Annotated in this window: 22 protein-coding genes; 9 read left to right on the forward strand and 13 right to left on the reverse strand. The window is 69.6% G+C overall.

Going from position 1 to position 19,553, the window contains the following annotated elements:
* Positions 1 to 200 precede the first annotated feature (200 nt).
* Positions 201 to 1,241 (reverse strand): YafY family protein, encoded by a 1,041-nt coding sequence (locus OPF83_RS13725; RefSeq protein WP_309297789.1) that lies wholly within the window; start codon positions 1,239 to 1,241, stop codon positions 201 to 203.
* Positions 1,242 to 1,354: 113 nt separating this feature from the next.
* Here OPF83_RS13725 and OPF83_RS13730 point away from each other — a divergent pair, with 113 nt between their 5' ends.
* Positions 1,355 to 1,930: a DinB family protein gene (locus tag OPF83_RS13730; protein ID WP_264888082.1), complete on the forward strand. Its 576-nt coding sequence runs from the start codon at positions 1,355 to 1,357 to the stop codon at positions 1,928 to 1,930.
* 135 nt (positions 1,931 to 2,065) lie between these two features.
* Positions 2,066 to 2,683: a DinB family protein gene (locus OPF83_RS13735; protein WP_264888083.1), complete on the forward strand. Its 618-nt coding sequence runs from the start codon at positions 2,066 to 2,068 to the stop codon at positions 2,681 to 2,683.
* Positions 2,684 to 2,782: 99 nt separating this feature from the next.
* Here OPF83_RS13735 and OPF83_RS13740 read toward each other — a convergent pair whose 3' ends face one another.
* The gene (locus tag OPF83_RS13740) at positions 2,783 to 4,303 is read right to left on the reverse strand and encodes a WS/DGAT domain-containing protein (RefSeq protein ID WP_264888084.1); all 1,521 of its coding nucleotides are present in this window, start codon (positions 4,301 to 4,303) and stop codon (positions 2,783 to 2,785) included.
* Between the two features lie 88 nt (positions 4,304 to 4,391).
* Between OPF83_RS13740 and OPF83_RS13745 the strand changes: the two genes are divergently transcribed.
* Positions 4,392 to 4,982, forward strand: coding sequence for a flavin reductase family protein (locus tag OPF83_RS13745; protein WP_264888150.1), 591 nt, complete (start codon positions 4,392 to 4,394; stop codon positions 4,980 to 4,982).
* 103 nt (positions 4,983 to 5,085) lie between these two features.
* Here the strand turns inward: OPF83_RS13745 and OPF83_RS13750 are convergent, their stop codons facing one another.
* Complete coding sequence (locus tag OPF83_RS13750) at positions 5,086 to 6,183, reverse strand: o-succinylbenzoate synthase (RefSeq protein ID WP_264888085.1); 1,098 nt, start codon at positions 6,181 to 6,183, stop codon at positions 5,086 to 5,088.
* 23 nt (positions 6,184 to 6,206) lie between these two features.
* Here OPF83_RS13750 and OPF83_RS13755 point away from each other — a divergent pair, with 23 nt between their 5' ends.
* From OPF83_RS13755 to OPF83_RS13765, 3 genes are all read left to right on the forward strand, one after another.
* On the forward strand, positions 6,207 to 7,214 hold the full coding sequence (locus OPF83_RS13755; RefSeq protein ID WP_264888086.1) for a 1,4-dihydroxy-2-naphthoyl-CoA synthase: 1,008 nt from the start codon (positions 6,207 to 6,209) through the stop codon (positions 7,212 to 7,214).
* 125 nt (positions 7,215 to 7,339) lie between these two features.
* On the forward strand, positions 7,340 to 8,563 hold the full coding sequence (gene menE / locus OPF83_RS13760) for an o-succinylbenzoate--CoA ligase (protein WP_264888087.1): 1,224 nt from the start codon (positions 7,340 to 7,342) through the stop codon (positions 8,561 to 8,563).
* A complete protein-coding gene (locus tag OPF83_RS13765) occupies positions 8,560 to 9,501 on the forward strand; it encodes a 1,4-dihydroxy-2-naphthoate polyprenyltransferase (RefSeq protein WP_264888088.1) in 942 nt (313 codons plus the stop codon). Before menE ends, OPF83_RS13765 begins: the two co-directional genes overlap by 4 nt.
* A gap of 60 nt (positions 9,502 to 9,561) precedes the next feature.
* On the opposite strand, the gene OPF83_RS13770 is transcribed toward OPF83_RS13765, so the two are convergent.
* The 4 genes from OPF83_RS13770 to OPF83_RS13785 form a co-directional block, all read right to left on the reverse strand.
* Positions 9,562 to 9,726 (reverse strand): hypothetical protein, encoded by a 165-nt coding sequence (locus OPF83_RS13770; RefSeq protein WP_264888089.1) that lies wholly within the window; start codon positions 9,724 to 9,726, stop codon positions 9,562 to 9,564.
* 157 nt (positions 9,727 to 9,883) lie between these two features.
* Positions 9,884 to 11,002, reverse strand: a complete 1,119-nt coding sequence (locus OPF83_RS13775; protein ID WP_264888090.1) for a hypothetical protein — start codon at positions 11,000 to 11,002, stop codon at positions 9,884 to 9,886.
* 286 nt (positions 11,003 to 11,288) lie between these two features.
* Entirely contained in the window at positions 11,289 to 12,023 is a 735-nt protein-coding gene (locus OPF83_RS13780) for a hypothetical protein (RefSeq protein WP_264888091.1), read from the reverse strand.
* A gap of 215 nt (positions 12,024 to 12,238) precedes the next feature.
* Positions 12,239 to 13,348 (reverse strand): hypothetical protein, encoded by a 1,110-nt coding sequence (locus OPF83_RS13785; RefSeq protein WP_264888092.1) that lies wholly within the window; start codon positions 13,346 to 13,348, stop codon positions 12,239 to 12,241.
* 359 nt (positions 13,349 to 13,707) lie between these two features.
* Here OPF83_RS13785 and OPF83_RS13790 point away from each other — a divergent pair, with 359 nt between their 5' ends.
* Positions 13,708 to 14,523 carry a hypothetical protein gene (locus OPF83_RS13790; protein ID WP_264888093.1) on the forward strand — a complete coding sequence of 272 codons (816 nt, stop codon included), beginning with the start codon at positions 13,708 to 13,710 and terminating at the stop codon, positions 14,521 to 14,523.
* Positions 14,524 to 14,610: 87 nt separating this feature from the next.
* Here the strand turns inward: OPF83_RS13790 and OPF83_RS13795 are convergent, their stop codons facing one another.
* Positions 14,611 to 14,943, reverse strand: a complete 333-nt coding sequence (locus OPF83_RS13795; protein WP_264888094.1) for a DUF4229 domain-containing protein — start codon at positions 14,941 to 14,943, stop codon at positions 14,611 to 14,613.
* Positions 14,944 to 14,982: 39 nt separating this feature from the next.
* Here OPF83_RS13795 and OPF83_RS13800 point away from each other — a divergent pair, with 39 nt between their 5' ends.
* Positions 14,983 to 15,144, forward strand: a complete 162-nt coding sequence (locus tag OPF83_RS13800; protein ID WP_264888095.1) for a hypothetical protein — start codon at positions 14,983 to 14,985, stop codon at positions 15,142 to 15,144.
* Positions 15,145 to 15,180: 36 nt separating this feature from the next.
* Here OPF83_RS13800 and OPF83_RS13805 read toward each other — a convergent pair whose 3' ends face one another.
* From OPF83_RS13805 to OPF83_RS13825, 5 genes are all read right to left on the reverse strand, one after another.
* Positions 15,181 to 15,963, reverse strand: coding sequence for an enoyl-CoA hydratase (locus OPF83_RS13805; protein ID WP_264888151.1), 783 nt, complete (start codon positions 15,961 to 15,963; stop codon positions 15,181 to 15,183).
* 125 nt (positions 15,964 to 16,088) lie between these two features.
* On the reverse strand, positions 16,089 to 16,220 hold the full coding sequence (locus OPF83_RS13810) for a hypothetical protein (RefSeq protein WP_264888096.1): 132 nt from the start codon (positions 16,218 to 16,220) through the stop codon (positions 16,089 to 16,091).
* A gap of 157 nt (positions 16,221 to 16,377) precedes the next feature.
* The gene (gene rfbC / locus OPF83_RS13815) at positions 16,378 to 17,034 is read right to left on the reverse strand and encodes a dTDP-4-dehydrorhamnose 3,5-epimerase (protein ID WP_264888097.1); all 657 of its coding nucleotides are present in this window, start codon (positions 17,032 to 17,034) and stop codon (positions 16,378 to 16,380) included.
* A 73-nt stretch (positions 17,035 to 17,107) separates the two neighbouring features.
* Positions 17,108 to 17,659, reverse strand: a complete 552-nt coding sequence (locus tag OPF83_RS13820) for a hypothetical protein (protein ID WP_264888098.1) — start codon at positions 17,657 to 17,659, stop codon at positions 17,108 to 17,110.
* 1 nt (position 17,660) lies between these two features.
* Entirely contained in the window at positions 17,661 to 18,467 is an 807-nt protein-coding gene (locus tag OPF83_RS13825) for an SDR family oxidoreductase (protein WP_264888099.1), read from the reverse strand.
* A gap of 198 nt (positions 18,468 to 18,665) precedes the next feature.
* Between OPF83_RS13825 and OPF83_RS13830 the strand changes: the two genes are divergently transcribed.
* Complete coding sequence (locus OPF83_RS13830; protein ID WP_264888100.1) at positions 18,666 to 19,532, forward strand: oxygenase MpaB family protein; 867 nt, start codon at positions 18,666 to 18,668, stop codon at positions 19,530 to 19,532.
* Positions 19,533 to 19,553 lie beyond the last annotated feature (21 nt).

Raw genomic sequence — 19,553 nt, forward strand, 5'->3', positions numbered from 1 at the left:
GGGCACGAGCACGAGCGACCCCTACGGCACAAGCACCGGCACCGGCACGGGCACGGGCACAGGCACGGGCGACGGACCCCACATCAACCCCGACAGCGCCATCGAACTCTCCGTCCACACCGCCCTCCAGAACCACCTCAACCCACCACCCTTCTGACACACACAACGCAGAGGTGAGCGACGCGGCGACGCGTACGCGGTCAGGTGTCTGATGTGTCGGCAGCCCAGGTCGAGGGACCCGGCACCTGTGAGGCCAGCGAAAGTCTGACGGCGAGGGCGGCGAAGGTCTCCCTCAACTCATCCGGCGACTCGACGACGAATGGGCCGGGAAGTCGGGCCAGGTACCAGGCGAGAACCTCCAGGTCGTCCGCTCCTGTGTCCAGCCTGCATGCGGGGCCATCTGGGTGACTGGCGTCCCGGACGGGCATCACGGTGCCGTAGGCGGGAGGGAAACGCTCGGACACCTTCTCCGCGCGTGCATGGACCACGACTCTGGCCTGATATCTGTACGGCGCCAGCGTGACCGACTGCTGCACGTGCAATGCAGGATCGGGGACGTCCGACCGAGGAGTGAAGCGCCACCGAGAACGGTGGACGTCGCCCATGCGGTCCAATCGGAACGTTCGCCAGTCCTGTCGGTCGAGGTCGTATGCCAGCAGATACCAACGACGGCCCAGCACCACGATCCGATACGGCTCGACCCGGCGCTCACTGTCCCTGCCGGCCCGGTCCCGATACTCCAGACGCACCTGCTCCGTCCCGCGCACAGCATGGCCCAAGTCGATGAGCAACTCCGGCTTGACCGGGGTATCCGCTCCGGGCACCGTGACCATCGACTCGGTGACATCCGCGACCCGCTCACGCAGTCTGCCCGGCATCACCTGGTCTAGCTTGGTCAACGCCCCCAACGCGTGCTCACCAACCCCCGCCACCGCGCCCCCGGCAGCCAGGCGGAGGGCGATGGCCACGGCGACGGCCTCGCGGTCGTCGAGCAAGAGCGGCGGCAGCCTTCGGCCCGAGCCCAACCGGTACCCGCCGCCGGCACCGCGCTCGGACTCGACCGGATAACCGAGATCACGCAGCCTGTCGACGTCCCGTCGCACGGATCGAATCGTCACACCCAGCTCGTCGACCAACTCGGAACCGGTCCACACGGATCGTCTCTGGAGCAGGTCCAGAAGGGTCAACACTCGCTGCGTCGTAGGCGTCCGGTCCGTCGCTGGTGTCCGGTTTGTGGTCATGCTCAGGAGTCTTCCACGCACAGAGGACAGTAACTGTCCGGTTTACGTGTGATGCTTCTGCTTGACCGCAAAGCCACACATCACGAGACGCTCGATCAGCCCGGGAGGATCCGATGAACACCAACCTCACGATCGACTGGACGACTCAGCTCGTCGACCAACTCGAACGCCACTGGACCGACCAACTCCGCCCCCGCCTGGACGGGATGACCGACGATGAGTACCACTTCTCCCCTGCGCCCGATGAGCGGACGTGGGGCGTGCGCCCCCGGGGCACCGGCCTCGCTGCGGTCCAGGGAGGATCCGGCGACTTCACGATCGAGTTCGCATTTCCTGAGCCCGATCCGGCCCCGTTGACGACGATCGCGTGGCGCATCGGTCACGTCGTCGTCGGCGTCCTCGGGGCACGCTGGCACTCCCACTTCGGGGGACCACCGCACGACTACATGACCCACGACTACGCCGGCGATGCCGCCGGCGGTCTGGCCCAACTCGACACCGTCTACGCCGGCTGGATGGACGGGTTACGGGGCCTGGACGCCGAAGCACTCGCCGCACCCGTCGGCCCCGACGAAGGACCGTGGGCCGACGCGCCCATGGCGATGCTCGTGCTCCACATCAACCGGGAGGTCATCCACCACGGAGCCGAGATGTGCCTGCTACGCGACCTCTACGCCACGACCCACTGACCACGTCGGCGCGTCAGTTCGCCGGCGCCTCGCCCCGTCGACGAACCGTCCCGGCGACACGTCGGCAGGCCGCGAACTTCACGCTCGAACACCCCACCACGCCCACATCAGCACCACCGACACCAAGGAGTAGTCATGCCACTATTCGCAGCAACGACGACCACCGAGCTCGACAGCCTCATCGAATGGGTCGATGTCACGCTCACCAACGCACGATCAATCGTCTCCGGGCTCACCGGCGACCAACTCCGAGCCCGCCCGATCGGGACGAGCGAGCTCACACTCGGATGGCTGATCCTGCACATCGGTGAGGTGGCCGAGACCTGGATCGCGCGCGCCGCCGCCGGGCCCGGACCGCTCGAGACCGGCCGGACGCTCCTCGAGTCCTTCGAGCACGCGGCCACCGTCAACGAGGTCGCGCCTGACGCGACCGCCGAGGACATCCTCGCCGAGTTCGACCGACGACATGCTGCGGCGCTCGAGCATCTTCGACGCGTCGACCTCGACGTGGCCGTGCCCGTTCCGGCTGAGATGCCGTGGTTCCCGCCGGACCTCCCGGCGTTCAACGGACGCTGGGCAGTGCTGCACGCCGTCAACGAGATCGGGCGGCACAGCGGACATGCCGACATCTTGCGGGAAGCGATCGACGGCAGCACGATGTACGAGCTCATCGCCAGCGACCAGGGTATCGACATGTCCTACATCGGCACGTGGTTCGCCGAGCACCCCGAGGTCCCGGCGCCGCAATGGTGAGGAGTTCTGCGGGGGCTCGGGACCAGCGACGGTGAGGGTCGGGGGTCGGTGAGGTCCGAGAGCCTGTGAGAGCTGATCCGCTTTGTGATCTCCGACGGGCTACTCGTTCCACCCGGCGAAGGTCTCGAACTGCTCGCCGATCATGCGCGCCAGGACGCCGGGCTCGGGAACGAGTCCGGCATCGGTGGCGATACCCACGGAGACCTGGCCGTTGTAGCTGTAGATGCAGACGCCCAGGGACTGGTCACCTGTCATCGGCACCCACCCCAGCAGACCGCCGACAGGAACACCGCCGAACGTCACCGGCCCCGACGGACCCGGAACCGAGGTCAGCTGCCCGATCGACTTGTTGGCCACCACATCGACGAGTGAATTGGTGAGGCCGCTCGGAACCGCTGCCGAGCCGACGATGGCCGCGTAGGTGGCGTGCGGCTCGAACGAGTACTGCACTCTGGTCATGGACGACGTGATCTCGTTGATCAACTGCTGCGAGTCGTCGACCCCGAGAGGCAGCCGGAGCAGGATGAGCGTGATGTGGTTGCCCAACTCCGCGGGAGCGCCCTCGCCGACCGGGGCCACCGACATCGGGATCATGAGGTTGATGGCCGCAAGGGGCTTGTCGCCCTGTGTCCTGAGGTACTCGGTGAGGGCACGTGACACCGCTGCGGTCATCACGATGGTCACGGTGGAATCGTGTGCCTTGGCGACCCGCTTGACGCCGGCCAGGTCGACACCAGAGATCCACGACACCCGCTTCTCGGCTCCCGGACGCCCACTCCACGAGCGGCGCGGCGTCCTGGGTTCCCACAGCAACCGGAAGAGAGCTCGGTAGGTATTGGCCGTCTTGTTGGTGGGGCCCACGATCGAGGTGAGCGACTCGACGACCCGCGTGGGCACCCGGGTGACCTGGAAGCCCGGGGCAGCAACGTCCTTGACGAGCTTGGTGAGCGTCAGCGGGAACACTGCGGCAGCTCCACCGAGCCCCGTGGCGATTCCCAGCGAATCCTTCACGAGACCTGCGCCGGCCTCGGTCGCGGTCCGCAGGAGACCTCCGCGTGGGGCGAGATCCCGTCCGACCTTCGGAGGCAACGCATCGTCATCGATCTCGCACAGGCTGAGCAGGAGTTGGGTGAGACGGACACCGTCGACGAGTCCGTGTTGGACGCGGAAGAGGACGAGGGCACCTTCCTGCCCGTCCGGGCCGTCGTGTCCGTGGTAGTTCTCGATGTACTCGATGCTCCACATCGGCCGCCCTGCAGGCAGCGGGACACTGATGCGCTCCGAGATGAGCTTCTCCGCCTCGTCACGCCCTCCGTCACCGGGAAGCGTGGAGCGGGAGAAATGGGCATCAAAGTCGAACTCCGGGAAATCCACCCAGTACCACCGGCGGCCACGCCGCTCGGAGACACGACGGAACACCGGATACGGATCGACGATCTTCTTCGCGATCACCGTCGTGATGGCATCCCAGTCGGGAATCTCTTCGAACCACATCAACGAGTTGATGTACATCAGGTTGTCCGGAGTATCCATCTGCAGCCAGAGCTGATCCCGGAACGGAATCTTCACGCTCGCCTTCTCCGCCATCCCCGGCCCCCTCTTGCGGTTCGCGTCACGCATAGTCGTACTCGACCCACTGCACCCCGAGCGTAAACAAGCAATGACGACCACCACATCGCCACCGTGGGATCCGCGGCAGAATGTCTCCATGCGCATCGTCCACTCGCCGGAGAACCCGCCGTCCAAGGGAATCTACGCGTTGCTCACCGCGTCGATCGCGCCGCGCCCGATCGCGTGGATCTCCTCGCTCTCCGCGGACGGCACCCCCAACCTGGCGCCGTACTCGTTCTTCACCATCGCCTGCACGGATCCGGCGATCCTCTCGATCACGTCGGTCGGCCACAAGGACACCTTGAGCAACGTCGAGGCCACGGGCGAGTTCGTCGTCAATATCGGCACCGAATCACTCATGGAGGTCATGAACGCCACCTCCGCGCCGTTCGAACCCGAAGTGGACGAGTTCGCGAAGGTCGGCCTCACCGCCGCGCCCTCGGACGTGGTGTCAGCGCCCAGGGTCGCCGAAGCGCCGATCGCATTCGAGTGCGTGCGCCACGACGTCATCGACCTGGGCACCAGCGCGATGATGCTCGGCCGCGTGGTGAGTGTCTCGGTCGAGGACGAGGTGCTCGCCGAGGACGGCCTGCCCGACTTCGGCTCACTGCTGCCGCCCTCCCGCCTGGGCCGTCACGAGTGGGGATACGCCCCGCGGACCCGCGAACTCCCGCGGCCGCTGAAGTAGGCCGAGCCGGCCGGACCCGAGCGGCGGGGTCAACACGCCGGGGCACCCGAGCTGAGGGGTCCCGAGCTGCGGGGTCCCGAGCAGCGAGATCAGATCAGCGGGGTCAGAGCAGCGCGAAGCAGCGACGGATCCGCTCCGTCCACCAGTCTCTGCGGTCACCGTCGGCACGGAGCGAGCCCACTCTGGCCGGATCCGGACACACCGGCCCCACCGGGAGATGTCCGTCTACCAGAGCGAGAGTGCCCGGATTCACGACGTCCTCGACGAAGAACCCGCCTGTGCCCAGTCCTGCGGCGGGGATGGTGTCGTCGTCGTCAGGACTAGCACCGCCATGACCAGCACCTCGGCCGGGCAGAGCGGCGGCCGCCGCGATGCCCGCCGCGACCCCGACCGCCGAGTCCAGCGCACTCGAGACCGTGACCGGCACGCCGAGCCGGGCGGCCACCGACACGAGGCGCCGCGGCCCACCCAGGGGCGCGGCCTTGACCACCGCACGGTCCGCACCGCCGGCCCGCACGACGCGGAACGGGTCGTCGGCGCGACGGATGGACTCGTCCGCGGCCACGTCCACTCGGACGCCATCGGAGGCCAAGCGCGCGCGCAGCTCGACCAACTCGTCCACCGTCGCGCACGGCTGCTCCACGTACTCCAGCCCCGGCCCGTCCAACGACACCGGTCCCGTGCCGGGCGTCCTCGAACAGTCGGCCGCCCGGACCGCCTGGTCCAACACCCGCACCGCGTGCGCGGCCTCGTCGACCGACCACGCGCCGTTGGCGTCCACGCGCACCCGGGCACCCGGTCGGGACTGGAGGACGGCGGCGACGCGGGCGACGTCATCGGCTAGATCCTCCCCCGCCTCCGCCACCTTGACCTTCACCGTCGTGCAGCCCGGGAACCGCTCGAGGATCCCCTCGACCTCCCCCGAGGAGACCGCCGGGACCGTCGCGTTGACCGGCACGCGCGTGCGCACCGCGGGCGGCGGGCCCTGCCAGGCCATCTCGATCGCCGACGCCAGCCAGGCCGCGGCCTCGGCGTCCGGATACTCGGGGAACGCACCGAACTCGCCCCACCCGACCGGACCGTCGACCAGCACCACCTCACGCTCGGTGATCCCGCGGAACCGGACCCGCATGGGCAGCGTCACCACGTGGACACGGTCGAGCAGATCGTCGATCGACTCGGGACCCGGAACGGATGTCATATGACCACGCTAACGTCGAACCCATGACAGAGCAGAGCAACACCGGGCAGGGCACCACCGAGGACGCAGCGCAGGACGCCGGCAACCCGTTCGATCCGTCGCAGTGGCGGGAGATCGAGGGCTTCCGAAACGGCGTCGACCTCACGGACCTCACGTACCACCGCCACGTGGGTGATGGCCGCGCCAACGGGATCGTGCGCATCGCCTTCGACCGGCCCGAGGTGCGCAACGCGTTCCGCCCGCACACCGTGGACGAGCTGTACCGGGTGCTCGACCACGCCCGTCGCACGCCCGACGTGGGCACGGTCCTGTTCACCGGGAACGGCCCCAGCCCACGCGACGGCGGCTGGGCGTTCTGCTCCGGCGGCGACCAGCGGATCCGCGGCCGCTCCGGCTACCAGTACTCGACCGAGCACGACTCGGACGTTGAGGCCGCGACCGCCGACAAGGTGGACGAGGCACGTGTGAAGGCCGAGGGCGGGCGCCTGCACATCCTCGAGGTGCAGCGGCTCATCCGCACCATGCCCAAGGTCGTGATCTGCCTCGTCAACGGGTGGGCCGCGGGAGGCGGGCACTCCCTGCACTCTGTCTGCGACCTCACGTTGGCCTCGCGCGAGCACGCCCGGTTCAAGCAGACCGACGCCGACGTGGGCTCGTTCGACGCCGGCTACGGCAGTGCCTACCTGGCGAAGCAGGTCGGCCAGAAGTTCGCGCGCGAGATCTTCTTCCTCGGCGAGGCCTACACCGCCGAGGAGATGTTCCACATGGGCGCGGTCAACCGGGTGATCGACCACGCCGAGCTGGAGAACACCGCCATCGAGTGGGCACGCAAGATCAACGGCAAGTCCCCCACCGCGCAGCGCATGCTCAAGTTCGCATTCAACCTCACCGACGACGGCCTGATGGGCCAGCAGGTCTTCGCCGGCGAGGCCACCCGACTGGCGTACATGACCGACGAGGCCGTCGAAGGTCGCGATGCGTTCCTCGAGAAGCGCGAGCCGAACTGGGACGACTTCCCGTACTACTACTGAGCCAGACTCGTACAGAGCCCAACCCGGAATCCGCTACCCTCCCGCCACATCCGCTACCCCTACAGCGGTAGCGGATCTCGAGCGGGAGTAGCGGATTTCGCAGAGAGGGAGAGAGGGAGAAGGCTGTGCCCACTTCCCGCGAACTACGCAGTCTGCCGGTGCCTGGGGGGGCCGCGGTAGCCGAATTGTTCCCCGCGTTGGAGGAGATGCTCGCCGACCGTGGCCCGGCGCTGCTGCCGGTCCCGGCCAACGACCCGGCGCGCACCCGCCTGCTCGTCGACAGCCAGCGCCCGGGCGAGCCGATCGATGACCGCGCCGCGCTCGTGGTGAGCACCTCGGGGTCCACGGGGACGCCGAAAGGCGCCATGCTGACGGCGGACGCGCTGGGGGCGTCGGCTGCGGCGACGGACCTGTTCCTCGGCGGGCCCGGCCGCTGGCTGCTCGCGCTGCCCGCCCACCACATCGCGGGCCTGCAGGTGATGCTGCGGTCCCTTCGCGCCGGGTACGCACCGACCGTGATGGACGTGACCAGCGGATTCGACCCCGCCGCGCTGCCGAGCGCCGTGGAGTCCGCGCTGGCCGGGGCGCCGCGCGTGTACACCTCACTCGTTCCCGGCCAGCTCGCGAAGGTCCTCGACGAAGGGTCACCGGAGGCCGTTGAGGCGCTGACGCGGGTGGAGGCGATCCTGCTCGGCGGGGCCGCGACCGCGCCCGGACTCCTCGCGCGCGCGTCTGACGCCGGACTCCGCGTCGTGCGCACGTACGGGATGAGCGAGACCGCGGGCGGGTGTGTGTACGACGGCCTCCCGCTCGAGGGGGTCGAGGTCCGGATCGAGAGTGACGGCGGCGGGGTTGACGGAGACAGAGCCGACGATCACCCGACCGGCCGCGTCTGGCTGCGTGGCCCCCAGGTCGCCCTCGGCTACCGGAACGCGCCCGCCCACCCGGCATTCGCGCGACCCGGCTGGTTCCGCACCGACGACGCCGGTCGGATCGGGCCCGACGGACGACTCCGCATCCTGGGCAGGCTCGACGAGGCGATCAGCGTCGGTGGTCTGACGCTCCTGCCGCAGACCGTGGAGGACGCACTCCGGGGGCATCCTGCGGTGGTCGACGTCGTCGTCGTCGGGATCACTGATGCCCGGCTGGGCGCCCGGCCAGTCGCCGCGGTGACCCTCCGCTCCCCCGCCACTGCGGAGGACCTGCGCGCCCACGTCCGCGCCGAGCTCGGCGCGCACTCCTCCCCCGCCCGCGTGGCGGTCCTGACAGAACTCCCGACCCTGCCCGGCGGCAAAGTGGACCGTCGCTCCGTCGCCCGGGCCTTCGCCGATGGGACAATCGACCAATGACCCGCCAGACCGCCCCGTCCACAGACCTCCCCGCCGAGCACGGCCGCGCCACGCTGGCCCAGTGGTTGGAGGGCGCCCGACCGCGGACCTGGCCCAATGCGTTCGCGCCGGTCCTGGTCGGCTCCGCCGCTGCGCACCTGGCCGGCGGATTCGCGTGGTGGCAGGCGCTGTTGGCGTTGGTGGTGGCGTGGTCGTTCATCGTGGGCGTGAATTACGCAAACGACTACTCCGACGGCATCCGCGGCACGGACGACGACCGCGTGGGGCCGCTGCGACTGGTCGGCTCGGGGCTCGCCCGGCCGGCCACCGTGAAGCGCGTGGCGTTCGCCTTCCTCGGACTGGGCGGTCTCGCCGGGCTGGTCCTCAGTGCCACGTCGGCGCCGTGGCTGATCCTCGTGGGGTTGGTCTGCATCGCCGCCGCCTGGTTCTACACCGGCGGGTCGCGGCCGTACGGCTACCGCGGTCTCGGAGAGGTGGCGGTGTTCGTGTTCTTCGGGCTGGTCGCCGTGCTCGGGACCCAGTTCACCCAGCTGCAGGGCTCAGGGGCCGGGACCATCACCTGGTACGCGGTGGTGGCGGCCGTGGCCGTGGGCAGCTTCTCCTGTGCGGTGAACCTGACCAACAACCTGCGCGATATCCCCTCGGACACCGAGGCCGGAAAGATCACGCTCGCGGTGCGACTCGGCGATCCGGGCACACGCGGGTTGCACGCGCTGCTGGAGATCTTCCTGCCGCTGATCGCGACCCTCGCCCTGATCCCGGCGACCCCGTGGGCGCTGCTGGGACTCCTCGCGATGCCGCTCGCGTGGAAGGCGAACGGCCCTGTCCGGGCGCGCGCCACCGGCGCCGATCTCATCCCGGCGCTCGGGATGGCGGGGCTCGCGATGCTCGCGTGGAGCGTGCTCGTCAGCGTCGGATTCGTGATCTCGACGCTGTAGTCGCCACAGCCCAGACCAGCCTAGTCCTGCTCAGTCCTGCCCAGTCCTGCTCAGCCCTACTCAACCCGGCTCGTGTAGCTGCTCCTGCGGCGACGCCGGGACCTCCACGACCAGGGGCGGCACCTCCGGCACCTCGGGCGACTCGGTTTTACCCGCCACGTACCCGGCCCCGCACATCGCCACGAGCACGATGGCGGATACGACGACCGAGCGTGAGAAGTGCACGGGGACCTTTCGACGAGCGACGGCGGGCGGTGACGCGACCCCCCCTACGCTAACCCCACCAGCACGACACCCCGGCGGTCACCTCAGATGTAGAGGTGACCGCCGGGGTTCACGTGGTCACCGACGGCCTACCCGGCCGCCGGGAGTTCCGGTGGGATCAGCCGCGACCGTTGGCGACCGTCGGTCCGGGGGCCTGCTTGGTCGGCGAGCCGGCGGCGACGATCGGGGCGACGGGCTGCGTCGAGCCGCTCGAGCCCTCGGTCGAGCCGGTGGTGCCGCCGGTCGTGGTGGACGAGCCCGGCAGCGACGGCAGGCTCGACGAGACGCCCGGGGTGGAGGAACCGCCGTTGAGGATGATGCTCAGGCCGGCGATACCCAGCAGCGCGGCACCGGTCAGCGCCAGGCCGGGGGCGAGGTCGCCGAGCGAGCCCGTGGTGCCGGTGGTCGACGAGCCCGGGATCTCCACACCGGGGACGGAGGAGCCGGGGACGGCCAGCTCGCCGCCGATACGTCCGTCGGTCTCCCCGGTGACCTCTCCGCCGGTGGTCGACCCCGGCATGGTGGTCTCGGAGTCGAGTACCGAGCCGAGCGGGCCGGTCGGTCCCAGGCTGTCGGTGGTGACGGTGCCGGTCGCGTCGCCGCCGGTCTCCCCGGTGGTGACCGAGCCGAGCGGGCCGGTCGGGGTGTCGGTGGTGGTGCCGCCGGTCGAGCCGGTGGCGAGCTCGCCCGCCGACCCGGTGTCGACGCCGAGGGCCGCGACGATGCTGGTGACGGCGCCGAGGAGCGCGTCGGTTCCGTCGGAACCGGTGGTCAGCTCACCGCCGGCGGTGGCCTCTCCGCCGAGGCTGCCCTGGACGGCGCCAGCCGAGCCAGCCGAAGCTCCGGCCTCGACGACGGTCAGGGGGATGACGTAGCTCCTGGGCTCGCCGTTCAGCGTGCCCAGGAACGTGATGTCGAAGGTGCCCGACTCGGTCGGGGTACCGCTGATCACGCCGTTCTCGTACGTCAGGCCCGGGGGAAGGCCCTCGACGCCGGTCACCTCGAAGCCGGCCATCTCACCGGCCCACTTGATGGTGCCAACGTCGAACGAGAAGCCGGCGCCTGCCTGGAAACCGGAGATGGTGGCGGCGACGGTCTGGATGTCCTGTCGGACGGTCGGGGTGTCAGGGGTGGCGACGACGACACCGCCCACGAGTGCGACTGCGGCGGCGGCAGCGACGGGGGCGACGAGGCGACCCCGGACGATACGACGGGGACGGGCGAGGCGTGCACGCATCGGCTGGTTCCTTCCGGAGGGGGTTCGGATCGCTCACTCCCCGGAATGGGAGCGGACCATTACTCGGGCCACTCTAGCCACTCACATAACTTCTGTCTACTTTTGCACCACCATTAACTTATGTCTCACTAATCACATCAGTAACATACCCCGCTACGTATAAGCGCTGGGCCCGGCGTGTGCTCTCGCGAGAAAATGCCGAACGCCCGACCCCACAGGGATCGGGCGTTCGGATGTCGGACTGTGCGCCGGCTGTACGCGAGCTGTGCGTCCGCGGCTGCCGGCGTCAGCCGACGGGGACCGGAACAGTGGTGGGGAGCGGAACAGTGGTGGGGAGCGGAGCTTCGGCCTCAGCCTCGTCGCCGACTGTGTCGCCGACCTCGGCACCATCGACGGCGCCGTCGACCGTGGTCGAGGCATCATCGGACTGCTGGGACGACACCGCGGTCGACGTCGAGGTCGCCTGCGCCGGCTTGGCCGCGATGGTGCCGGTGACCGTGGTGACCGGGTTTCCGTCCTGGTCCACGATCACGGTGACCGGGGGCATGACCATCTCGCCCCCGAAGATCGAGCTGCACAGCACGCCGTTCAACGAGCCCGTCTGACCAAGGAGAACCGTGCCCGCACCCTCGCCCGCCACCAGGTCGAGAAGGTTGGGGAACGAGTCGAGCGCGTCGGTGACCATGGCGATCACGCTCGTGGGGATGCCGGTGAGGCCGAAGAGCGGATAGAACTTGGCGACCGACCCACCGAGATCCGGCAGGTCGCACACCTCGCCCGTCTCTGGGACGACACTGGACAGCCCCTCCCCTTCCGAACCGAGCGAGCCCTCTCCCTCGGATCCGAGAGAGCCCTCCCCCTCCGAACCGAGCGAGCCCCACTCCAGGCTTCCACCGCCGAGTCCCTCGACCGACAGCGCGCCGGTATCGGCGACCTCGTCTTGCGCGTTGACGACTGGAGCTGCGGCCGCCGCAAGTGCGAGGGCTGCGACTGAAGCGGTGACGACCTGACGTACAGACATGGACTGCAGACCTCTCACGGATCACGATCGGTGGCGATGCCGCGGCCACACGGAAACGCTCTCCGAGGTGTCGGCGACGACACCCCTGAGATTAACGCCACCGGGGCGACCCTGGATAGAGGATCGCCCCGGCGGGGGAGAGTGAAGTTGTGCGTCCCGTACTCGGACCCTTGTACTCGGACCCTTGCACTCGATCCCTTGTACTGGACCCCTTATTACTCGCCGAGACTCCCCGTCGCGGTAGTGAGGAGCCCCGCCAGAGCCGACGGGTCGATCGGGAGCCCGGCGGCGCCGGTGGCGGTGGTCGCGGTGGCACCGTGGCCGGTGGTCGCGGTGGCACCGTCGCCGGTGGTCGCGGTGGTGCCGTCCACCGCAGTGGGCGCCTCACCCTGGCTGCCCAGCAGCGACGGGGCGAGCGTGCACAGCATCGTCCCGGCGGAGCCGAGGTCGCCGAGGGATCCGTCCTCGCCGAGGACCGAGGGCAGGAGGCTGACGACCGCATTGAACAGCGTCAGGACCAGGCCCGTCGAGGCGGAGTCCTCGTCACCGACAACCGCGGGGACCAGTTGCGCCAGCGAGGCGGCGTCGAGCTGCCCGTCACCGAGTGCGGCACACAGATCCGGGCTGGTGCCGACCTCGTCGTCGTCGGACTCGAGCCCGTCACCCGCGCCGTCGGTGCCACCGGTCCCGGCGTCATCTCCGGCCTGGGTGGTCCCCTGCGTGGCCGTGGCCGCGCCCTCGTCACCACTGCGCGCGGGATCCCCCGCGCGGGCGGAGAGAGTCGGCTCCGTCACCTCGGGGGACTCGCCGGACTCGCCCGTCTCCGGCGCCTCCGTGGACTCGGTCGTCTCGGGAGACTCGGCGGTCTCGGCTTGCTCGGTGGTCTCCGTGGTGGCGCCGGTCCCCTCGTCGGTGACCGTGATCGCGACCCTCTGGGACTTGGACACACCCGAGTTGGACACCGTGACGAGGACGTCGTAGTCACCCGCACGGGTCGGGGTGCCGGAGATGACCCAACCGTCCTGAGTCAGGCCGTCCGGCAGTCCGGTGATCTTGACGGTCGTTCCGGCCGGGATCGTTCCGCCGGCGGCCTCGGCCACGACCGGCTCCAGGTCGACGTTGACGGGCTCGCCGAGCGGCATCTCCTGCGCGGCCGCCTGATCGGTGGCGTTCTGGGCGAGGAGGATGTCGCCGGCGTCGACCTGCGCCGGTGAACTGACGACGGCCGCCGTGCCGCCGCCGACCACGGCGAGTGCGGCGACCACGCCGCCGAGCGCGAGGGAACGAGAGCGCGGAGCGTTGCGGAACGGGCGTCGCTGGAACATGGGGCCACCTTGTCATCGAGAAGCGAGGGCGGGGCGTGGCTCTGCACGCCAAGTCACTCTGGAACCATACGTCACTTCAACCACACAGACCACAGTCGCCACAGGGTTTCGCTCATCGTCGTGTCCGATCAGTCCTTCACGAAGCCTGATCAACCGCCGCCGCGGGGGGGGATTGCTGTGGCCCCACTGAGAAAGCAACCATCGGTAACATTTCTATCGTCATGCCCGATCACAGGAGTGAACGCCGACCCGGGCCCAACTCCGGGCCGGCACGGTCACGGATGCCGTCCCTCGGACTATCCGAAGTCTTTAACTATTGACCGGTAGCCATTCTTTGACAGAACTGAGACACTATCGTTATGCGAAATCGGGTGCTCCTGTCCGCCGGCGCTGTTGCGCTGCTGGCAGCGTCGTGCGCGCAGCCGGAACCGCAGGTCCTCTCCGAGGCGCCATGGTCCGCCTCCACGGCCGAACTCACGTCGCCCAGCCAGTCGGCTGAGGCCGAAGCCCAACAGGGCCGCTTCATCGCCCGGTGCGCCACCGAGGCCGATGGCGGGACCCCGGGCATGACGTTCTTCACCGACGGCTCCCAGAACGTGACCGACCACTGCCTCAGCCGCTACTACATCGGCGTGCAGCCCGCGCCCGGCGCCCTGTACGTCCCGGACGAGGACGCGGGCAGCCTCGCGCCGTCGACGCGGGAGTCGGAGAACTCCCCCTCGTCCGACACCTCGTCATGGACACCCGCTCAGCCGCGGACCGATTCCGGGTCGGAGTCGATCACGGACGCGGAGGACGACCCGGATTCGCCGGACGGCGACTCGGACGGAGACGAAGAGACGTCGACGACGGCCACCTCCGAACCCGGCGACCCGGACTCGCCCACATCTCCGGACGAGTCACCGACCTCGCCCACCACGACCACTCCCGGCACCAGCGAACCCGACACGAGTGAGCCCGACGACTCCGACGCCGGCACGACACCGCCGGTCGACGAGGGGACCTCTCCGACGGGCTCGACGGAGACCACCAGGCCCACCGAGGTGCCGACCGAGACGGCGCCGGATGCGCTGGCGCCGAACACCTCCCCGAGCACCGCGCCGGGGAGCACGCCGACCTCCGTGCGGTCCGCCAGGTTTCCGATGCCTTTCGGGTCGTTCGGCTCCCACTCCTGACCTACGGCGCTCGCGGCCCGGCCCGGCCCGATCTGACGCGGACCGGCCGGGCGCGCATCGACGCGTATCGGCGTGGCTCGGCGCGGTTCAGGCCTCGTTCATGCGTCGCCGCAGGTCGTCCCGCTTCTCCCGACGGTTCTCGTCGACGGCCGCGATATCCGAGTTGATCTGCGAGCGCAGCTTGCCGAACAGCACCATCGACAGCGGAAGCGCGATCACGACCGCGATGATCGCCGCGACCAGAACCGGGATCTGCACGTCCGCGAGCAGGCCGATACCGATGATGATCAAGGTCAGCGCCAGCACGACGAGCAGTCGTACGATCGTGTAGAAGATCATGTTCCGCGCCAGGCGAGCACCGGGAGAGCCAGCCCTGGCGTTCGCAGGTGCCGGTTCCACTGACTCGTCTCGCTCGCTCATACTCATCAGGATACGTATCGTGGTGGAAAGGAGGTTCGAGTGATCTGGCTGTTCGCTCTCATCGGGGTGGTGACCGTGGTAATTCTGCTCTGGCGGGCCTTCGGGCCCTCGTCCCGACCGGCGCCACCGCACGTGATCGCGCCTGACGACGACCCGGATTTCCTCCGGGACCTGGACCGGCGGAAACCGCTCGATCCGTAGGCACTCACTCACCGCGTCACTCACTCACCGCGCCACTCACTCACCGCGCCACTGCGGGGATCGCTTCTCCAGGAACGCGCTCATCCCCTCCTGCGCGTCGCAGGTCATGGCGTTGGTCGCCATGGTCTCCGCCATCTCCGCGTAGGCCTGCTCCTGCGGTAGATCAATCTGCCGATAGAAGGCCTGCTTCCCGATCTTCAGGGTCAGGGAACTGGCGTCGGCGATGCTCAGCGCCAGTTCGTCGACGCGAGCACGGAGCCGGTCCGCCGGGACCGCCTCGTTGACCAGGCCCCAGTCCACCGCTGTGGCGGCGTCGATCGTCTCGCCCGTGAGCAGCATCTGCAGCGCGCGCTTGCGTCCGATGTTCCGCGAGACGGCGACCATGGGCGTCGAGCAGAACAGCCCGATCTTCACCCCCGGCGTGCCGAAGCGGGCGGTGTCGACCGCCACGGCGAGGTCACACGTCGCCACGAGCTGACAACCGGCCGCGATCGCATGCCCCTGGACCTCGGCGATCACGGGCTGGCGGATGGACTGGATGCTCTCCATCAGGTCCACGCAGGTCGCGAACACCTCACGCTCGTGCTCGAGTGTGCGGTCGACCATCTCGCCGAGCTCGTGTCCCGCCGACAGTGCGGGCCCGGAGCCGGTGAGGACGACGACTCCGCACGAGTCGTCCTCCCCCAGAGAATGGATGGCAGCGGTCGCCTCGCGCATCATCTGCAGCGAGAGGGGGTTGCGACGCTCGGGACGATCGAGGATGACGCGCGCGATCGGGCCGCTGCGCTCGACGAGGACATGCGGGGACGAGGGGTCGATGCCTTGGTTCTACCCCTCAGCGGGCGGCGTCGGTAGCGAAAGCTCCGTGCCGCTCCCCCGTCACGGTGCGCCCGGCGGCGGAGACGGGCGTCACCGCACTGCGCGAGTCACCGCACGTACATCGCCTACTGCGCGGTGTCGTGCTCCCCGCCGCACCACTGGTCGGCGGGCACGTTCGCCTTGACGTCCTCGATGTGCTGGCCGCAGCCGTCCCAGGTGGTCTTGCCGCAGACGGTGCAGGTGACGGGGTAACACATGGTGATCTCCTTCAGGTGGTGCTTGTTCCAGCTGACGCTAGTTCCAGTTGCTGCTTGCTCGTCGGTGCGCCGCGCGCCGGGTGGCGGGTGCCGCGCGCCGGGTGGCGGGTGCCGCGCGCCGCTGCCTTCTATCCGGCGCCGCCCACACGACCGCTGTTCACGACGACGGACGCCACAGTCCGTCGGCCCGCGGGGTGGCCTCGCGCAGAGAGTCCACATAGGCGACGCAGTCGTCCCACTTGGGCAGGCGACCGGCGGCGGCCACGTCCAGCAGACTCGGGGCAGCGCGGTCCCGCTCACTCATGACGTGCTCGATCGGGGTGCCGTCCAGCGCGACGGCGGGCCAGTCGATCGCGATCTTGGGGTCGAATGCGTCGATCGGGTGCTCGGCGCCCGGCCGCCAGCCCTCCGAACAGAGGTAGGTGACCATCGACTGCGGCTCCAGCGCGAGGAACCCGTGCGCGACGCCCTCGGGAATGTAGACGGCACGGTTGTCGACGGAGTCGAGGATGACCCCGGACCACTCGCCGAACGTCGGCGAGCCCACCCGGACGTCCACCACGACGTCGAACACGGTGCCCGACGGGCACGAGACGTACTTGGCCTGACCGGGCGGCACCTCCGCGAAATGCAGGCCGCGAAGGACGCCCTCGCCCGAGACCGACACGTTGACCTGCGCGAGGTCGAACCGGTGACCGGTCATCTCCCGGAAGGCGGAATCGGTGAACGCCTCGTGGAACACGCCACGGTCGTCCGCGATCTGGCGCGGCGTGATCTCCCACGCGCCGGAGACGCTGAGTTCGCGAAGCTGCACTTCAGGGGTTCCTCTCGTCGGGGTGGCCGGTCCCGTCCCCGGATGAGGACGGGACGTGAGGACGCCTGCCACCCTAGCCGCGCATCGCGTCCACGATCTGTGCCGCGGTCCACTCGCCGATCAGCAGGCACTCCAGCGCGTGCTCGTGGAGATCGGCGTCCTCGCTCCACCCGGTCACGACGAACTGGAAGACGTACGTCGCCTCGGAATCGCTCCAGCCCACGATGAGGCTGGAGGTGGCCAGTGCGCCCGGCTCGGCCGTGTAGGTGCCGCGGAGGTAGCGGTACACGCTGCGCACGGCCCCGGCGCTCTCGTCGCCCTCACCTGCCACCTCGTCGAGCAGGGTCCAGTCGGCCAGCGCGTCGGCGGTCGAGACGATCATGTCGACCGCCGTGTCCGTGGCCATCGCCGGCGCCACGCGCGCGCAGGTCGCCACGGCGTTGGGCGAGAACCCGTCGCGGTGGGCACCCGGGTCGACGAAGATCACGGCCGCTGGTTCGGGCGACTCGATACGCTGCCATGGCGCGCTGTCCACCCAGGTCAGCGGCTGGGCGGCGACCGCCATCGGCGGGCTCGCCCCGAGTTCACGTCCGGTCGAGGCGCAGTACTCCTGGATCGAGGTCATGTCAGCCCTGCAATCCCGCGCCGACCATGTGGGCGCCGCCGTCGACGACCAGTGTCTGCCCGGTGATCCAGTGCGCGTCGTCCGAGAGGAGGAACGACACCGGTCCGGCGATGTCGTCCGGAACCCCCAACCGACCGGTCGGCAGCGCCGCCGACATCGCCTCCTCGCGTCCGGAGTACAGGGCCTCGGCGAACTTGGTCTTGACCACGCCCGGCGCGACCGCGTTGACCCGCACAGCGGGCCCGACCTCCACCGCCAGCTCCTGCGTCAGCCGCATCACAAGCGCCTTGGTCGCGCCGTACCAGCCGATTCCCGGTGAGGGCGCGAGTCCGGCGATCGAGGCGACATTCACCACGGCTCCGCCCCGCTCCCCCAGACCGGAGTGGTAGACCTTCTGGGTCCAGGCCAGGGTGGCCAGGTTGTTGACCTCCGCGATCTTGCGGGCGGCGTCCAGGTCGATGTCGATCGTGCGACCGAACACCGGATTGATCCCGGTGTTGTTCACCAGGAGGTCGACCGGGCCGAACTCCTGCTCCGCGCGGGCCACGGTGGCGGCGCGATGCTCGTCGTCGTCACTCTTCCCCGCCACGGCGACGACACGACTGGGCGCGTCGAGCTCGGCCAACGCCGCGTCGAGTCCCTCCTGACCGCGGGCGGTGATGACCACCGAGGCCCCCTCCGCGAGGAGACGGCGGGCGATCCCGAGGCCGATACCCCGGCTCGCGCCGGTGACGATCGCGGTCTTGCCGGCGAAGCGGTCGGGCACCACCGGCCCTGTACGGGGGGAGGGAAGTGGGGGGTTGGTCACGGGCCGGCTCCTTCGTCAGGTCACTGTCGTGTCGCGGGTATGTCCAGCCTAGATGCCGCGGGATCACCGTGGCGTGCCGGATCGCCTCCACAGATCGTGCCTGTAACCGGTCGGTGCCCGGGCCGGTCGCGCTAGAGTCTGCCCCAGGTTCACGCCGGTTGCTCAGCTCGACCTCGCATCCACATCAAGGGGGTATCCGTGTCTCCACTCGCTCCACGCGACGGTGCGGACGCCCGGGTGTGCACGGTGCTCGAGGTCCCCGGTCCGCGGTGGTTCTCGCCCGGCGACCCGATCTGGCGCGCGCACGGCGACGTCGCCACCCCGCTCGGCATCACCACCGCGCTGCTGATGCTGCTGGCCAACCCCTCGTTCGCCGCGATGGTGGAGTCCAGCGGCGCGATCGACAATCCGTGGCTGGTGGACGACTACCTGCATGACCTGGTGGAGATCACCACCTTCGGCACGGTCGACGACGCGATGGTGACCATCGAGCACGCCTACCGCGATCGCCGCTCGATGTCCGGCACCACCGAGCACGGGGACTACTACTACGGCACGGACCCCGACCTCCAGACATGGGCGCAGGCCGCCACCGCGTGGTCCCTCCTCGCCGCCTTCCAGCGGTTCACCACCCAGCCGCTCACCGCGACCGAGACCGACGAGTACGTCCGCCAGTGGTCCGGCATCGCCCACCTGCAGGGCGCCCGGAACTTCCCCCGGTTGGTGCGTGAGCTCGAGCAGCTCCTGCGCGGGTCACGCGGTCGGGCGCGGGCCACGGATACCGGTCGGCTCGCGGCCCGGAACCTGCGCGAGAGGGCCACAGCGTGCCCCGGCGTCGCCGAGAACTCCGTCACCGCGCACCGGTCCTGCACCACGGTCGTGGACGCCGCGGCCAGCCTCGTCCCCTCGGACGTGCGCCGCGCCCTGGACCTGCCGTACCGCCCGATGGATCGCGTCGCCGTGTTCGGCCGGATCTCCAAGGCCCACGAGGGTCTGAGCATGCCCCGCCTCGCCACGCGGGCCCCCATCGCGGCGCCGTCGGCGATGCGCTCGCACCCGGCTTGACCGGGGGCGGTCGGGCACGGC

The sequence above is a fragment of the Dietzia sp. NCCP-2495 genome, from assembly GCF_026011735.1.
Taxonomy (GTDB): Bacteria; Actinomycetota; Actinomycetes; order Mycobacteriales; family Mycobacteriaceae; genus Dietzia.

What these genes read in the sequence shown, in the direction of transcription:
- OPF83_RS13810 (WP_264888096.1), bottom strand. Translation starts at nt 16,220, where the DNA reads ATGTGTTACCCCGTCACCTGCACCGTCTGCGGCAAGACCACCTGGGAC.
- OPF83_RS13790 (WP_264888093.1), top strand. Translation starts at nt 13,708, where the DNA reads ATGCGAAATCGGGTGCTCCTGTCCGCCGGCGCTGTTGCGCTGCTGGCA.
- OPF83_RS13735 (WP_264888083.1), top strand. Translation starts at nt 2,066, where the DNA reads ATGCCACTATTCGCAGCAACGACGACCACCGAGCTCGACAGCCTCATC.
- OPF83_RS13780 (WP_264888091.1), bottom strand. Translation starts at nt 12,023, where the DNA reads ATGTCTGTACGTCAGGTCGTCACCGCTTCAGTCGCAGCCCTCGCACTT.
- OPF83_RS13750 (WP_264888085.1), bottom strand. Translation starts at nt 6,183, where the DNA reads ATGACATCCGTTCCGGGTCCCGAGTCGATCGACGATCTGCTCGACCGT.
- OPF83_RS13740 (WP_264888084.1), bottom strand. Translation starts at nt 4,303, where the DNA reads ATGCGTGACGCGAACCGCAAGAGGGGGCCGGGGATGGCGGAGAAGGCG.
- OPF83_RS13745 (WP_264888150.1), top strand. Translation starts at nt 4,392, where the DNA reads ATGCGCATCGTCCACTCGCCGGAGAACCCGCCGTCCAAGGGAATCTAC.
- OPF83_RS13755 (WP_264888086.1), top strand. Translation starts at nt 6,207, where the DNA reads ATGACAGAGCAGAGCAACACCGGGCAGGGCACCACCGAGGACGCAGCG.
- OPF83_RS13725 (WP_309297789.1), bottom strand. Translation starts at nt 1,241, where the DNA reads ATGACCACAAACCGGACACCAGCGACGGACCGGACGCCTACGACGCAG.
- OPF83_RS13765 (WP_264888088.1), top strand. Translation starts at nt 8,560, where the DNA reads ATGACCCGCCAGACCGCCCCGTCCACAGACCTCCCCGCCGAGCACGGC.
- OPF83_RS13820 (WP_264888098.1), bottom strand. Translation starts at nt 17,659, where the DNA reads ATGACCTCGATCCAGGAGTACTGCGCCTCGACCGGACGTGAACTCGGG.
- OPF83_RS13775 (WP_264888090.1), bottom strand. Translation starts at nt 11,002, where the DNA reads ATGCGTGCACGCCTCGCCCGTCCCCGTCGTATCGTCCGGGGTCGCCTC.
- OPF83_RS13795 (WP_264888094.1), bottom strand. Translation starts at nt 14,943, where the DNA reads ATGAGCGAGCGAGACGAGTCAGTGGAACCGGCACCTGCGAACGCCAGG.
- OPF83_RS13730 (WP_264888082.1), top strand. Translation starts at nt 1,355, where the DNA reads ATGAACACCAACCTCACGATCGACTGGACGACTCAGCTCGTCGACCAA.
- OPF83_RS13785 (WP_264888092.1), bottom strand. Translation starts at nt 13,348, where the DNA reads ATGTTCCAGCGACGCCCGTTCCGCAACGCTCCGCGCTCTCGTTCCCTC.